This window comes from Nocardia spongicola (genome assembly GCF_047200775.1).
In the GTDB taxonomy this organism is placed as follows: Bacteria; Actinomycetota; Actinomycetes; order Mycobacteriales; family Mycobacteriaceae; genus Nocardia.
Map to the genome: position 1 here is coordinate 1151561 of NZ_JBJZOO010000001.1, position 15508 is coordinate 1167068.

The 15508-nt window shown below is 65.2% G+C and carries 14 protein-coding genes; 3 read left to right on the forward strand and 11 right to left on the reverse strand.

Going from position 1 to position 15508, the window contains the following annotated elements:
- Positions 1 to 4: 4 nt before the first annotated feature.
- The 9 genes from ACL02S_RS04970 to ACL02S_RS05010 form a co-directional block, all read right to left on the reverse strand.
- Positions 5 to 1060 carry an NADH-quinone oxidoreductase subunit B family protein gene (locus tag ACL02S_RS04970; protein ID WP_412801050.1) on the reverse strand — a complete coding sequence of 352 codons (1056 nt, stop codon included), beginning with the start codon at positions 1058 to 1060 and terminating at the stop codon, positions 5 to 7.
- 91 nt (positions 1061 to 1151) lie between these two features.
- On the reverse strand, positions 1152 to 2006 hold the full coding sequence (gene hypB / locus ACL02S_RS04975) for a hydrogenase nickel incorporation protein HypB (protein WP_412801051.1): 855 nt from the start codon (positions 2004 to 2006) through the stop codon (positions 1152 to 1154).
- On the reverse strand, positions 1964 to 2338 hold the full coding sequence (locus tag ACL02S_RS04980; protein ID WP_412801052.1) for a hydrogenase maturation nickel metallochaperone HypA/HybF: 375 nt from the start codon (positions 2336 to 2338) through the stop codon (positions 1964 to 1966). The genes hypB and ACL02S_RS04980 overlap by 43 nt, the downstream gene beginning before the upstream one ends.
- Positions 2339 to 2591: 253 nt before the next feature.
- Positions 2592 to 3737, reverse strand: coding sequence for an acyl-CoA dehydrogenase family protein (locus ACL02S_RS04985; protein ID WP_412801053.1), 1146 nt, complete (start codon positions 3735 to 3737; stop codon positions 2592 to 2594).
- A 159-nt stretch (positions 3738 to 3896) separates the two neighbouring features.
- Entirely contained in the window at positions 3897 to 4793 is an 897-nt protein-coding gene (locus ACL02S_RS04990; protein WP_412801054.1) for a lysophospholipid acyltransferase family protein, read from the reverse strand.
- Positions 4794 to 5067: 274 nt separating this feature from the next.
- Positions 5068 to 6648, reverse strand: a complete 1581-nt coding sequence (hflX, locus tag ACL02S_RS04995) for a GTPase HflX (RefSeq protein WP_412801055.1) — start codon at positions 6646 to 6648, stop codon at positions 5068 to 5070.
- A 54-nt stretch (positions 6649 to 6702) separates the two neighbouring features.
- Positions 6703 to 7593 carry a diaminopimelate epimerase gene (gene dapF, locus ACL02S_RS05000; RefSeq protein ID WP_412801110.1) on the reverse strand — a complete coding sequence of 297 codons (891 nt, stop codon included), beginning with the start codon at positions 7591 to 7593 and terminating at the stop codon, positions 6703 to 6705.
- 275 nt (positions 7594 to 7868) lie between these two features.
- Positions 7869 to 8780, reverse strand: a complete 912-nt coding sequence (gene miaA, locus ACL02S_RS05005) for a tRNA (adenosine(37)-N6)-dimethylallyltransferase MiaA (RefSeq protein ID WP_412801111.1) — start codon at positions 8778 to 8780, stop codon at positions 7869 to 7871.
- Positions 8781 to 8851: 71 nt separating this feature from the next.
- Positions 8852 to 9616: a class III extradiol ring-cleavage dioxygenase family protein gene (locus tag ACL02S_RS05010; protein ID WP_412801056.1), complete on the reverse strand. Its 765-nt coding sequence runs from the start codon at positions 9614 to 9616 to the stop codon at positions 8852 to 8854.
- 282 nt (positions 9617 to 9898) lie between these two features.
- Here ACL02S_RS05010 and ACL02S_RS05015 point away from each other — a divergent pair, with 282 nt between their 5' ends.
- Positions 9899 to 11275, forward strand: a complete 1377-nt coding sequence (locus ACL02S_RS05015) for a DUF349 domain-containing protein (protein WP_412801057.1) — start codon at positions 9899 to 9901, stop codon at positions 11273 to 11275.
- 83 nt (positions 11276 to 11358) lie between these two features.
- Here ACL02S_RS05015 and ACL02S_RS05020 read toward each other — a convergent pair whose 3' ends face one another.
- Together ACL02S_RS05020 and miaB are read right to left on the reverse strand one after the other, a co-directional pair.
- Complete coding sequence (locus ACL02S_RS05020; RefSeq protein ID WP_412801058.1) at positions 11359 to 12036, reverse strand: Rv2732c family membrane protein; 678 nt, start codon at positions 12034 to 12036, stop codon at positions 11359 to 11361.
- On the reverse strand, positions 12033 to 13586 hold the full coding sequence (gene miaB, locus ACL02S_RS05025) for a tRNA (N6-isopentenyl adenosine(37)-C2)-methylthiotransferase MiaB (RefSeq protein WP_412801059.1): 1554 nt from the start codon (positions 13584 to 13586) through the stop codon (positions 12033 to 12035). Before miaB ends, ACL02S_RS05020 begins: the two co-directional genes overlap by 4 nt.
- Positions 13587 to 13846: 260 nt before the next feature.
- Here miaB and ACL02S_RS05030 point away from each other — a divergent pair, with 260 nt between their 5' ends.
- Entirely contained in the window at positions 13847 to 14575 is a 729-nt protein-coding gene (locus ACL02S_RS05030) for an amino acid ABC transporter ATP-binding protein (protein ID WP_412801112.1), read from the forward strand.
- Between the two features lie 49 nt (positions 14576 to 14624).
- Positions 14625 to 15461 (forward strand): glutamate ABC transporter substrate-binding protein, encoded by an 837-nt coding sequence (locus tag ACL02S_RS05035; RefSeq protein WP_412801060.1) that lies wholly within the window; start codon positions 14625 to 14627, stop codon positions 15459 to 15461.
- Positions 15462 to 15508 lie beyond the last annotated feature (47 nt).

A 15508-nucleotide genomic window follows, 5' to 3' on the forward strand; every position in this document is an offset into this window, starting at 1 on the left:
CCTCCTACCAGGTGCGAGTCGCTCCGGTCTCCAGCTTCTCCCCCCGATGCCGCCACTGCGGCTCCTTGTCGACCGTGCGTTCGGTGAGCTGACGCAGGCTGCGGATCACCGATCCATAAAGTCCTGATGCGGCGGCGGAGAACTTTCCGCCTGGCGGCTGGTCCATGAACGGCATGAACTTGTCAGGGAAGCCGGGCATGGTGCAGCCGATGCAGATACCGCCCACATTCGGGCAACCACCGACACCATTGATCCAGCCGCGTTTGGGGACATTGCACTTGACCACGGGGCCCCAGCAGCCCAGTTTCACAATGCATTTCGGCGAACCGTACTCGGTGGCGAATTCACCCTGCTCGTAATAACCCGCACGATCACACCCCTCGTGCACGGTAGCGCCGAACAGCCACGTAGGCCGCAGGGCTTCGTCGAGCGGAATCATCGGCGCCTGCCCGGTCGCCAGATAGAGCAGGTAGGTGAGCGTCTCCGACAAGTTGTCCGGGTGGATGGGGCAGCCGGGCACACAGACGATCGGAATACCCGCCTTGCTCTTCCAGTTCCAGCCCAGATAGTCGGGCACCCCCATCGCACCGGTCGGGTTACCCGCCATCGCGTGGATACCACCGTAGGTCGCGCAGGTGCCCACCGCGACCACAGCGGTCGCCTTGGGCGTGAGACGGTCCAGCCATTCGCTGGTCGTCATGGGCTGATCGGTACCGGGATTGTTACCGAATCCGCACCAGTACCCCTCCGCATGGAGTTGTTCGTTCGGAATCGACCCCTCCACGACCAGAACGAACGGCTCGAGTTCGCCACGGTCGGCCTTGAAGAACCAGGCCAGGAAATCATCGGCGCCACCGGTCGGTCCGCATTCGTAATCGATGAGCGGCCAGTGCACCGCGACCCTCGGCAGACCGGGCAGCGCGCCGAGAGCGATCTCTTCCACACTCGGTTGTGTGGCCGCGGTCAAGGCGACCGAATCACCGTCACAACTGAGTCCCGCATTGATCCACAGCACATGGATCAGCGTTTCTTCGGCTTGTACTGCTTCTCGTGTGGGCATGTCCCGCCACCTTCCGCAGCGGACCACCGGAGCCGATCTCACCTTCCGCGAAGAAGGGGGCATCCGAGACTATGATCCTTGTCACTACACCTTAAGCTCGCTTATCAGCTTGCTCAAGAGTTGCTGCAGCACCGGTCCCGCACCGCGCGGCCAGCCAGTCGTACCAGCGGGACAGGCCATCGCCACTGGTCACCGACAGGGGGAGCACCTCGATACCGGGGTGGATCGCGGCAAGATATTCCCGGCATCGGCCGAGATCGAAATCGACGTAGGGCAGCAGATCCATCTTGTTGATCAGCACCAGCCCGGCGGCCTGGAACATATGCGGATACTTCAGTGGCTTGTCGGTCCCCTCGGTCACCGAGATGACCACCACCTTCTCCTGCTCACCCAAATCGAACAGCGCGGGGCAGACCAGGTTCCCGACATTCTCCACGAACAGCAGCGTGCCCGGCTCCGGATCGAGCGTCCGCAGCGCGCGATACATCATGTCGGCATCCAGATGGCATCCCGCTCCGGTGTTGATCTGGACGACTCGGCAGCCGGTCGCCTCGATCCGCTCGGCGTCAAGCGCAGTCGCCTGGTCGCCCTCGATCACCGCGATCGGCTCCTGGCCGGACTCCAGGATGGTGCGTTCCAGCAAGCTGGTCTTGCCCGCACCAGGAGAGCTGGTCATATTGAACGCGACGATGCCGCGCTCGGCCAACCAGGCCCGGTTGCGCTGCGCCAGTTCGTCGTTCTTGGCGAGGACCTTCAACTCCAGCTCGACCGTCTCCGTCGCGGGCGGATGCCCTCGATCGGCACTCGTGCCATGGATGTGCTGGTGCTCATGATCCGGCCCGTGGTTATGGTCATGAGCATGGTCATGTCCAGCGGGGTGGTTCCGGCCGGGTGGGGTGCCGATCACCGCGGCGGTGTCGTTGCCGCATCCGCAGGTCGCGCACATGTCTGGCTCACCTCCATTGATCGGATACGCAGCTCGTGCCCGGAGCGGATCCGCACGTCGGCACTGCCGCAGGAACACAGCGGGATCGGATCGGCGAGCCCGAACTCGACACCGCAGGACCGGCACACCGCGAGACCGGGAATCTCCACCAGAATCAGCTCCGCGCCCTCGGCCGCTGTCGACTCGGCCACGATCTCGAAGCAGAACCGCATGGCATCGGGTACCACCGCGCACAGCGCACCGACCTCAACGGTGACGGAGTACACCCGCCGTCCCGCCGCATGCGCGCACACCGCGTCGACGACACTCCGGGTGATAGCCATTTCGTGCATCGCGACCTCGATTCCTCGAGCGGACCCCTCGAGGCTACTCCCGGGCACACTCGCAGCGGCGGAAATCGCCGATGCTCCGGAAAAGAGCGAATGACCTCTTCGCCCGCCGAAGCGCCGCAATCCTGGCCCGGCCTTCCCCGGCACTGCTACTCGGCGAAAACCATCGGCGCGACCGATCGAGACCGGCACCTCGGCGGGCGCGGCACGGCAGGCTCGGGCAGACGACGCCGCCCGCCCGAGCCGGGATTCTTCCTCAGGAGAGTTTCAGGCTGCGCCCGATGATCTCCTTCATGATCTCGGTGGTGCCGCCGTAGATGGTCTGGATGCGGGCATCCGTATAGGCCTTGGCGATCGGGTATTCCCTCATGAATCCGTAGCCGCCGTGCAATTGCAAGCAGCGGTTGATCAGATCGAGCTGTTCCTCGGTGCTCCACCATTTGGCCATAGCGGCATCTTCAGCGGTCAATGTGCCCGCGTTGAGCATCTCGACGAACTTGTCGACCATCAGGCGCACCGCTGTGGTCTTGGTAGCCAGTTCGGCGAGCACGAAACGGGTGTTCTGCAGTGCGCCGATGGGCTTTCCGAATGCCTTGCGATCCCGCACGTACTGGATCGTCATATCCAGGCAGGACTCCATCGCCGCGGCAGCGACGACAGCGATGGACAGACGCTCCTGCGGCAAGTTGTGCATGAGATGGATGAAGCCCATCCCCTCGGTGCCGAGCAGGTTCTTGCCGGGCACCCGCACATCGGTGAAACTCAGCTCGGCAGTGTCTTGGGCCTTGAGGCCGATCTTGTCCAGATTGCGGCCACGCTCGAAGCCGGGCATGCCGCGCTCCAGCGCGAACAGGCTGAAGCCCATCGCGCCCTTGTCCGGATCGGTCTGCGCGACCACGATCACGAGGTCGGCATTGATGCCGTTGGTGATGAACGTCTTGGCGCCGTTGAGAATCCAATCGTCACCATCGCGCACCGCCCGCGTCTTGATGCCCTGCAGATCGGAGCCCGTGCCCGGCTCGGTCATCGCGATCGCGGTGATGATCTCTCCGGAGCAGAAACCGGGCATCCAGCGCTGCTTCTGTTCATCGTTGGCCAACGCCAACAGATACGGCGCGACCACATCGTTGTGCAATCCGAAGCCGATACCGGAGTACTGGCCGCGCACTATCTCCTCGGCGATGACGGTGTTGTAGCGGAAATCCTCCACCCCGCCGCCGCCATACTCTTCCGGCATGGCCATACCAAGAAATCCCTGTTTACCTGCCTCGAGCCAGGCTGCCCTGTCGACGACGCCCTGTTCTTCCCACTGCGCATGGTTCGGCGCGACATGCTGATCGAGAAATTTGCGGAACGACTCCCGGAACAGCTCGTGTTCGGGTTCGAACAATGTGCGCTCCACACCAACCTCCTAGTGACCACACCGGCCGGTCCACACCGACCAGTCGTTGCCCCCATACCGTACCCGGAATGAGAATCTGTGTTCACTTCTAGGTGCCGAACAGCCGTGCCACCCGAAACCGCGGCACACTTTTGCGACGTAGAAAGGCCTGAGTAGCTGTCAGCGTTTCAACCAGTTACGCGCACGCCCGACCAAGGTGCGGGCTTCATCGCGTTCCCGCTCCGCGAAGAGGAATTTCATCTCCTCCTCCAGCGCCTTACGCACCACATCGCGAAGCTCCACAGCGGCCACATCCACATCGTCGGCATCCAGCCAGGGCGCGGGATCGATCGGTGCGCCTACAGAGAAATAGAAGCGCTCCGGCCGTGGGATAACGGTGGGGCCGATACCGCGGAGCAGCGGAGGGGTCAGATCAGGACTCAGTCCGAGCGCCTCCACCGTCCAGCGCAATGGCCGCATGACGGGGTGGGCGCCGTCGAGCACGATGTCGTAGGCGTCGTCGACGCCGATCATCGCGACCGGAACGATAGGGGCACCCGCCTCGATGGCCATGCGCGCGAAACCGCTGCGGCCTTCCCATTTGAGCACGTACTTCTCGTTCTTGCGGCGCACCGCCTCTCGACCGCCACCGGGGAAGACGATGACCGTTTCACCGCGCCGGAGCAAGGTCAGGCAATTGGGCCTGGTCCCACGCACGGTACCCAAGCGGTGTAACAGGTGACGCACACCGGGAGCATTGATCAGCACATTCTCGGCAAGACCTCGGATGGTGCGACCGCGGCGGCGCAGCACCTCGGGAAACAGCAGCGGAGCGTCGATGCCGCCCATCAGATTGTGATTACCGACCAGCAGCACCGGTCCATCGGCCGGAATGTTCTCCAGGCCGTAGAAACGCGGGCTGGTCCATACCCGCAGCGGCGCGAGCACGGCGTCGATCAGCCGCAGGTCGGTGTCGGTCAGCGAAACCGACAACGGCGCACCGTCACTGAGTACTGGATCGATGGTGTCCACAGCACCGGAATGCCGAGTACCGAAATCGGGGCGCACGTCCGACATAAACCCTCCTGTGTCGATTCGACGACGATAGCGTAACGAAATCGACTGCATCACACGGAATGTGCTCAGTGCACGACAAAATTCCCGCTACCGATCGATCGGAGCACTCGCCGGACCGGGGCGGCAGACACGAACTCGCATGTCATCGCCCCGCCAGAGACCATACCGTGCGGCATGTCACGGCAGTATGTGAAAAAGGCCACACCCCATCGGATATCCCTATGGCGAGCGGCGTCGGCTCGACACGCTCTACCGGCTCATCGAGCCGACGCCGCTACGCGGAGAAGTATTCGCCGGTCCCTCCCGCGTCGGCCGTGCCCGCATGCGCGTACTCAGCCAAGGCGGCGGCGAGGGCATGTGGCACGCGCGCGCGAACACGAGTGCCGCCCTCTTCGTGATGGGAGCTCAGAATGCGACCGTCGGCATGGATTCGAGCGAGCAAGTCACCGCGCGTATACGGCAGCAAGACCCCTATCTCCACGTCCAGCTCACCGAGCAGGTCGGCGAGCCGCGCCCGGAGCGCGTCGATGCCCTGCCCGCGGTGTGCGGAAACGAACGACGCGTCCGGCAGCAGTGCGCGCAGATGAGTGAGGTCCGTCGGGCCGATCGCATCGATCTTGTTGACTACCAGCAATTCCGGCGGGGCCGGTGCACCCGACTCCTTGATCACGTCGGTAACCACCTCACGCACGGCTTTGATCTGCTCGGCGGGAAGCGGATCGGAACCATCCACCACGTGCAGCAGCAGATCGGCGCCGGTGACCTCTTCCAGCGTGGAGCGGAATGCCTCGACCAGCTGAGTCGGCAGATGGCGAACGAAGCCGACGGTGTCGGTGAAGACCACCTCGCGTCCGTCCTCCAGCTGGGCCCTGCGGGTGGTCGGATCGAGGGTGGCGAACAACGCGTCCTGCACCAGCACGCCGGAGCCGGTGAGGGAGTTCATCAGGCTCGATTTGCCTGCGTTGGTGTAGCCGATGATCGCTATGGCGGGAGTACCGCTGGAGTTCCTGCGCGCCCGCATGGTGTCGCGGGCGGTCTTCATATCGCGAATCTCACGGCGCAGCTTGGCCATACGCTCGCGGATGCGCCGACGGTCGGTTTCGATCTTGGTCTCACCCGGACCACGCAGACCGACGCCACCGTTGCTGCCCGCACGACCACCGGCCTGCCTGGACATGGACTCACCCCAGCCGCGCAGGCGCGGCAGCATGTACTCCATCTGGGCCAGCGACACTTGTGCCTTGCCCTCGCGGGAGGTCGCGTGCTGGGCGAAAATATCCAGAATCAGCGCGGTCCGGTCGATCACCTTCACTTTGACGACCTTCTCCAGCGCGGTCAGCTGCGCCGGGGTCAGCTCACCATCGCAGATCACGGTATCGGCGCCGGTTTCCAGCACCACGGAACGCAGCTCGTCGGCTTTACCCGAACCGATGTAGGTAGCCGGGTCGGGGCGATCACGACGCTGGATCAATGCCTCCAGCACCTCCGAGCCCGCGGTCTCGGCCAGCGCTGCCAGCTCGGCCATACTCGCCTCCGCCTGCATGGCGGTCCCCGTGGTCCAGACACCGACCAGCACAACCCGCTCCAGGCGCAACTGCCGGTACTCGACCTCGGTGATATCGGCCAGTTCGGTGGACAGACCCGCGACGCGGCGCAGCGAGCTACGGTCCGCCAGCTGTAGCTCACCTGTGGTGGGGTCGGTCGACCAGCCCGAACCTTCGCGTCGAACCACGGACTCGGAACGAACGTCATCGCTCACGATGCCCGGCTCCTCGGCATCCGTTGTCACGGCATCCGCGGCCGACTCGGCGGAACGGTCGGCCGGGGTGAATTCATACGTCTCTGATTTGCTCATACACCATCCATGCTGCCATGACATCACCGCAGGCCGCACCCGATTATCCAGCGGTCACGCGGCGTGCAGGCCATCCCACCAGGAGCTAGCGAGCCTGCCGGTCGCCACCAGGACCGATGGTCCGCGTAGCCACGCCGCGCCTTGCTCCAGCGCGACGGTCAGCTCACCACCGGGCACCCGGACCTTGACCCGACCGGTGTCCTCGGCGATCCGGAAGCCCTCGGCGGCCAGCGCGGCAGCGGCCGCGGCCACGGTTCCCGTTCCACACGACCGTGTTTCGCCGACACCGCGCTCGTAGACTCGCATATCGACCGAGTGCCCGGCATCGAGGGCGGTAACGATCTCGATGTTCACTCCGTGCGGGAACAGGTCGGGGTTGAAGCCGGGCGGTACGGTCAGATCGAGCTTCCCGAGCGCTTCCGCGGACAATCCTGGATCGACACAAGCGAGATGCGGGTTGCCGACGTCGATGCCGATCCCGGACAATGCCCAGCCCGCGATGGTCGCCATGGATTCGCCTAGTACCCGCACCTGCCCCATGCCGACGGTGACGTCCCCGTGGACCGCGTCTCCGGCGTGCACCGTGACCGGGCGCGCACCGGCGCGACTACCGACGACATAACTGTCGCGGGTCTCCAGTCCCGATACCGCCAGGTAGTGAGCGAATACCCGCACGCCGTTACCACACATCTCGGCGATCGAGCCGTCGGCGTTGCGATAGTCCATGAACCAGTCCTCGGTGCCGACTCCTTCCGGGATCTCGGCGAGCACACCGGAAGCATGCAGCGCACCGGCGCGCGCGACCCGCAGCACACCGTCGGCACCCAGCCCACGCTGACGATCGCACAGCGCGCTGATCTGCGCGGGAGTCAGCGACAGTGCGGCCTGCGGGTCCGGCAGCAGTACGAAGTCGTTCTGGGTACCGTGCCCCTTGGTGAACTCGATGTCCGGCACGTGTGCTGCCTTCCTCTCGGTATCGGGTCGCCTGGCCGTTCGGTCGTGTGATCACTCGGCAAACGTCCGGCGCTGCCGGGCAATTCCATAGCGCGCCACTACGACCGCCGAGCGCGCCTCCAGCGAACCGGCCGGGCCACCCATCGGAACATGCACCATATCGCGACTTCCTGCCCGCCATGAAAGGGCTGGGATCCTCCGACCTCACGCCACAGTGTTCCTGTTCCATCGACGGTAGCCTCCCCGTATCAGCCGCGGGGCGCGCCTTATACCGTCTCCGCTTCGTCGAGTACGGCCAGCGCCCGCTCCGTCAGATCGGGCGCGGCGCCATCCACCCACCGCACCCGGGGATCGCGCCGGAACCAGGAGCGTTGCCTGCGTACGTAGCGCCGGGTACCGATCAGGGTGCGCTCCTGCGCGTGGTCCAGATCGTATTCGTTGTCCAGATAGGACAGGACTTGGGCGTAGCCGATGGCACGACGCGCTGTGACGCCCGCACGCAGCCCACGCCCGATCAGATCACGCACCTCCTCGACCAGGCCACCGGCGAACATCGCCGCGGTACGCCGCTCGATGCGGGTGTCCAATGCGGCGGTCTCCCGATCGACACCGATCAGGACCGTTCCCCAGCGCGGCCGCCCGATCACCGGCGCCGAGGCGGCGAATGGGCGACCGGTCAGTTCCACCACCTCGAGCGCGCGCACCATACGACGCCCGTCGGTGGGCAAGATGGTGTTCGCGGCCACTGGATCGACCGCACGCAGCGCCGCGTGCACCGCCGCGACTCCCTCCTCGGCGAGTACCGCTTCCCACCGTGCCCGCACGGCGGGATCTGTGGCCGGGAACTCCCACTGATCCAGCAGCGCCTGGATATACATCATCGAGCCACCGACGATGACCGGTACCCGCCCGCGCTCCATGATCGCGGCGACATCCGCGCCCGCGGCCGACTGGTAGGCCGCGACAGATGCCGTTTCGGTGACTTCGAGTACATCGAGCTGGTGGTGCGGGATGCCGCGCCGCTGTGCGATGGACAACTTCGCGGTGCCCACGTCCATACCACGGTAGAGCTGCATCGCATCGATGTTCACGATCTCGCCGTCGAGTCGTTCGGCCAGTTCGAGGGCGAGATCGGATTTGCCGGTCGCGGTCGGGCCGACCACCGCGATCGGCGTGATACCGGAATCCTCGACTTCTTCTCCCGCCTGAACGCGGGAGATTCCCTGGTTCGCACCCGGGGTTTCCTGTGTCACGAGACGTCGCCTTCCGCGCGACGCCACAAGCTCACGTGATAGCCGACCCCGAACGGCGCATCCCGGTAATACGTCTCGACTACCGGGTCAGCGCGGAACAATCCCGCCAACACCTGGTAGGCAGGCCGACCGGCGAGCGCCAACGCGGCGCACAACTCCGGATCGAGCGTTCGAAGCCAGGCCAGGTCGCCCGTACCGAGGGCATGGTCGAGCCCGTCCTGCACCGTTCGGGCCCGCTCATCGAAATAACCTGGAGCCGTCGCGGACAAGGTCGCCGCGCCGTCCGCCACCACGAGCACACCACAGGGCACAGCGGTGCCGTCCAGCTCGACACGCAGCTTCGCCCCCAGTTCCTGGCAATGCCGCGGCGACGCGTCCGCGGGCACGATATGCGCCACCGCGGTGGCGTCTGGGGCGACCTGCCCGCGTAACCAGCCCGCGACCAACGCGCCGAGCGGCAGCTCCGGATCGGCCCCGGCCGCCCCGGTAACCGCGGCAGCGGAGAACCCGACTCGTATGTCAGCACCGAAACCACGGAACGTCCCGACGGTCTCCGGGCCGAGCGTTGCTCCGACGGCACCCGTACCGATCACCAGCCATTGCTCGGCCACAGCCGCGAAGGTACGCACCGTGGCCAGCACAGCGCCCCGTAACGCGACGCGCGGGTCGACATCATCTGTTCCCACTGTGTCCACCACACCGCCGCACAATTCGGGAACCAGGACAGGTGGTGTGGGAACAAGGGCGGCGATGGAGAACACGTGGTAACCGTAGCCGCTACCGAGCGCACCGGTCCTCTCTCGCTTCGGAAGTACAACATCGAACTGTCCGGCTTCGAGCTGTCCGGCTTCGAGTGTCTCTGCCGCAAATACAGTCGGGATTGATAGTGTTCGAGGAGCTACAACCCAGGTCATCGAGGGTTGGATCCCCGGGATTCCTCGCGGGAAGGCAAGGATCAATGGTCACAACGGCTCGAACCGGGTTGAATGGGGTGAGCTAGTGCGTAGCCAGGCAGCCGTGACGCGCGGCAGGGACGAGGAGAAATGACCGACAGTAACGGAACCGCGAAAGCCGGCCCCGGCAAGATGCCGCGCACTTCCGGTGCCCCGAAACCCGGCAGCTCGATTCAACCGCCCAAGCCGCACGCGGTCAAACCCGCTCCGGGCCCGGCCCAGCAACACCCGCATCCCGTCGTCGTGCCCGTCGTCTCCGATCCCGGCCGGTGGGGGCGGGTCGACGAGGACGGCACCGCATGGGTGAAAACCGCCGAGGGCGAACGCCAGGTCGGCTCCTGGCAGGCAGGTGACGCCGCCGAGGGGCTGGCGCACTTCGGTCGCCGGTTCGACGATCTGGCCACCCAGGTCGGCTTGTTGGAAGCCCGGCTGGCCGCGGGTGCGGATGCGCGCAAGACCAAGGCCGCGGCCCTCGCATTGGCCGAATCGCTACCGACCGCCGCCGTGATCGGTGATATCGACAGCCTGGCCAAGCGCCTGCAGGCCATCGCCGAACACTCCGAAGAAGCGGCGGCGCACGCCAAGGAAGAAAAAGAACGCACCCGCCACGAGCACACCGAGCGCAAGGAGGCACTGGCCGCCGAGGCGGAGCAGATCGCCGCCGAGTCCACGCAATGGAAAGCCGCGGGTGATCGGCTGCGCGAGATCCTCGAGGAATGGAAATCCATCCGCGGGGTGGACCGCAAGGTCGATGACGCACTGTGGCGGCGTTACTCCAAGGCGCGGGAGGCGTTCAACCGTCGCCGCGGCGCACATTTCGCCGAGCTGGATCGCGAACGCGCTGCCGCGAAAACACGCAAAGAGGAATTATGCGAGCGGGCCGAGGAACTGTCCGGCTCCACCGAGTGGGTAGCCACGGCGGGTGTGTTTCGTGAACTCCTCGTGGAGTGGAAAGCTGCCGGACGAGCACCACGCGAGGCCGACGAAGCGCTGTGGCGGCGCTTCAAGAGCGCGCAGGATGTCTTCTTCGCCGCACGCAACGCCGCCGTCTCCGAGCGCGACGCCGAGTTCGAGCAGAACGCGGCCGCCAAGGAGGAATTGCTGAGCGCTTACGCCCATATAGACCCCGCCGCGGATCTGGAGACGGCACGCAGCGCGCTACGCGAACTCCTGGACAAGTGGGACGCTATCGGTAAAGTGCCCCGCGAACGCGTGCAGGAACTGGAAGGCAAACTGCGTGCCATCGAGAAGCGGGTGCGCGAAGCCGCCGATGCGCAGTGGCGGCGCACCGACCCCGAGGCGATGGCCCGTGCCGCCCAATTCCGGGAACGGGTGACCCAGTTCGAGGAGCAGGCCGCCAAGGCGCGCGCCGCGGGCAATACCCGCGATGCGGAGAAGGCATTGGAACAGGCCAAACAATGGCGTGAGTGGGCCGAAGCCGCGGAAGGTGCGGTCAGCAACCTTTGAGGCCGAACGTCAGGTGATCACAGCCGGCAGCGGGCCCGCTTCCAGACCGGAGCGGACCCGCTGTCGGCGATACCGAGCCGGGATCAGGATTCCCCGGTGAACCGACGCCGATTGCGCTCCTCCGCAGCCGCCGCGGCGTTACGCCGCTGCTCTTCGGCGGCCAAATGCAGCGCGGTACGGCTCCACACCACGCGGATCCAGTGGAAGGTGAGCACCATCACCACAATGGTGCCGAGGATCAAGCCGATGCCAGGGCCTGCTCCCTGGTAATTATCCAGACCAGGGGTCTGGCGATGCCAGATCGACAGGACACCGAACACACTGGCGATGGCGCTACCGGCAACGGCGATCCAGGCCAGCACCCAGCGCCGGGTCATCAGCGCCAATGTCGAGAATCCGATGCCGAAGACCATCAGGAACCATACGAAGATCCGCGAAGGAAGCCCGATGTGCTCTATCCGGTTGATATCGGTGTTCAGCAGCACATCGAAACCACGCGCCGCACCCGCATGCGGCAGTGCCAGCGATACCAGCAGCAGGGATACCGCGCCCGCGACCACAACGGCGCGTATGCCCGGATCGATCTCGCCGGCGATCCTGCGCTCGACGGCATCGAGATCAGCACGGAATTGTTCGAAATCGCTGGTGCTCTCGACCGAATTCACTGAATCCTCGTTTCGTTCATTGTCGGCGCCGGACGCGGAGTGTGCTTTTTCCGCGCCGCGCGTCGCATCGCTGTCGTCATCCGGGTCGGTATTCATGCGCCACAGCCGGTCGAGCAGCCCGCGGCCACTGGTTCCACGACGGGTGCGCCGATGCGAGGCAGGCCGAGCCCGACGCCGATCGGCGCGGTCTTCGGTGTGATGCCCCGTTCGTGCGCGTCACCGGCGCTGGTACGGCGGTGCGCTCTCACCTCGGCGTCGGCAATGAGGTAATGCGGAGCCGCGCCGGTGATATCCACCGTGACCAGATCGCCGGGGCGGATCGGCTCAACGGTACCGCCAGGGCGGAAATGTACCAGTCTGCCGTCGCGGGCGCGGCCACTCATCCTGGCGGTCGCGGCGTTTTTCTTCCCCGCGCCATCGGCCACGAGCAACTCCACCGCACTACCGATCAGCTCCTGATTGGCGGCCAGGGAGATCTCCTCCTGCAGCGCGATCAGCCGATCGTACCGATCCTGCACCACCGCCTTGGGCAGCTGGTCCGGCATATCCGCAGCGGGCGTACCCGGCCGCTTGGAGTACTGGAAGGTGAAAGCGCTGGTGAAACGCGCCCGACGGACCACATCCAGGGTTTCCTGGAAATCTTCCTCGGTCTCGCCGGGGAAGCCGACGATGATATCGGTGGTGATCGCCGCATGCGGCATCGCGGCGCGCACCTTGTCGATGATCCCGAGATAGCGGGCCTTACGGTAGGAGCGGCGCATCGCCTTGAGTACCCGATCCGACCCGGACTGCAGCGGCATATGCAGTTGCGGACAAACGTTCGGAGTCGCCGCCATCGCCTCGATCACATCGTCGGTGAACTCGGCCGGATGCGGTGAGGTGAAGCGGACCCGCTCCAAACCGTCGATGCTGCCGCAGGCACGCAATAGTTTGGCGAACGCGCCGCGGTCACGTGGCTGATCCGGATCGACGAACGACGCGCCATAGGAATTCACGTTCTGGCCGAGCAACGTCACTTCGAGCACTCCCTGCTCGACCAGTGCCTGAACTTCGGCCAGCACATCACCGGGGCGGCGGTCCACCTCCTTGCCGCGCAGTGCGGGCACGATGCAGAAAGTGCAGGTGTTGTTACAGCCCACGGAGATGGACACCCACCCCGCATAGGCCGACTCACGCCGGGCGGGCAGCGTGGACGGGAATGCCTCCAGCGACTCCTGGATCTCCACCTGGGCTTCCTGGTTGTGCCGTGCCCGCTCCAGCAGCACCGGTAGCGAACCGATGTTGTGCGTGCCGAAGACCACATCCACCCACGGAGCCTTGCGCACCACGGTGTCCCGGTCCTTCTGCGCCAGACAGCCACCGACGGCGATCTGCATACCAGGACTGCTCGCCTTGATCGGGGCGAGGTGACCGAGCGTGCCGTAGAGCTTGTTGTCGGCGTTCTCACGCACCGCACAGGTGTTGAACACGATGAGATCGGCCGTCGCCCCCGGCGCGGCCTGCACGTATCCCGCGTCCTCCAGTAGGCCCGATAAGCGTTCGGAATCGTGCACGTTCATCTGGCAACCGAAGGTGCGGACCTCGTAGCTGCGTGTTGTGCCCTCGGCGGGCGGGGTAGCCAACACTGCCTGTCCGATCGAATCCACCCATTCAGGGTACGGGGCCGCCTCCGGCGGGTTTCGCCGGTATCGGCGCAGGCCTCGGGCGGTCTGTGCCCGGAGCGCGCAGCGAGACGAAAGTTTACGCTCATGTGTCGGAACCGGCGCGTCGGGATGGTGTGTCGTCAAAACTAGGGCAAATCCCCGTTTGTTGCTTAAGGTCGATGACCATGACCGACGACGACGCACCCGACACGACCGGGGACGCTTCCGCCGCAGACACCGGCGCCGCCACCAGCGTGCCGCCGATGATCTCGATGCGTAATGTGCAGAAGTACTTCGGTGACCTGCATGTACTCGAGGACATCACCCTGGAGATCCCCCGAGGACAGGTTGTCATCGTGCTGGGCCCCTCGGGTTCCGGTAAATCCACACTGTGCCGCACCATCAACCGGCTGGAGCCGATCGACTCCGGCGATATCGCCATCGACGGTGTCCCGCTCCCCGCCGAAGGCCGCGCGCTGGCCGCGCTGCGCGCCGATGTCGGCATGGTGTTCCAGTCGTTCAACCTGTTCGCGCACAAGACGATCGTGGAGAACGTCATGCTCGCACCGGTGAAGGTGCGCAGAATGAAGAAAAGCGACGCGCACACCCGCGCCATGGAATTGCTCGACCGAGTCGGTATCGCGAACCAGGCGGATAAATACCCTGCCCAACTCTCCGGCGGGCAACAACAGCGCGTCGCCATCGCCCGCGCACTGGCGATGGACCCGAAGGTCATGCTGTTCGACGAGCCGACCTCCGCGCTGGACCCGGAGATGGTCAACGAGGTGCTCGAGGTCATGGTGTCGCTGGCCAAGGACGGGATGACCATGCTTGTTGTCACCCACGAGATGGGGTTCGCCCGCCGGGCCGGAGACCGCGTGCTCTTCATGGCCGACGGACAGATAGTGGAGGACGCATCACCGGACATTTTCTTCACCGCCCCGGAATCCGAGCGTGCCAAGGATTTCCTGGGCAAGATTTTGAGCCACTGATCTGCCGGACCCAGCTGTCAGTTCCCCCCCGATAGGAAGAAGAAAACTGATGAGGATCAACCGTGCCCTGCGCTTCGGGATCGGGGCGATCGCCCTGGCGCTCGCCACCGCCACCGTCACCGGATGTGGTGGCGGCGACGATAAATCCGCACTGGAGCACGCCGAGGACGGGCAGCTCACCATCGGCATCAAGTTCGATCAGCCGGGTCTCGGCCTGCGCAACAAGGACGGCTCCTACAGCGGCTTCGATATCGAGGTGGCCGAGTACATCGCGGGCAAACTCGGCGTCGAACCGGAGAACATCACCTGGAAGGAGGCCCCGTCCGGCCAGCGTGAGACGCTGATCGAGAACGGGCAGGTCGATTACATCGTCGCCACATACTCGATCACCGATAAGCGCAAGGAGCGGGTCGACTTCGCTGGTCCGTACTACGTGGCGGGGCAATCGCTGCTGGTGCGGGCCGACAATACCGATATCAACGGCCCGGACGATCTGAAGGGCAAGAAGGTCTGCTCGGTGAAGGGCTCGACTCCTGCGCAGAACATCGAGAAGAACTTCCCCGACACCCAGTTGCAGACCAATGACACCTACTCGCTCTGCCTCGAGGGCCTGCGCGCCGGGTCGTGGGACGCGATGACCACCGACGACATCATCCTGGCCGGCTACGCCTCGCAGAGCCCCGGTGCGTTCAAGGTGGTCGGGGAGCCGTTCACCACGGAGAACTACGGCATCGGTGTGAAGAAGGGCGACCAAGAACTCCGCGACAAGGTCAACGACGCGCTCGAGGAGATGATCGCCGACGGCTCCTGGAACAAGGCGTTCGAGTCGACCGTCGGTCTCTCGGGATACCAGAGCCCGCAGCCACCGACCGTAGACCGGTACTGATTCGCCGCACCCTCCCGAGTACGGGCGGGGCGGCGGCCCCCGCCCCC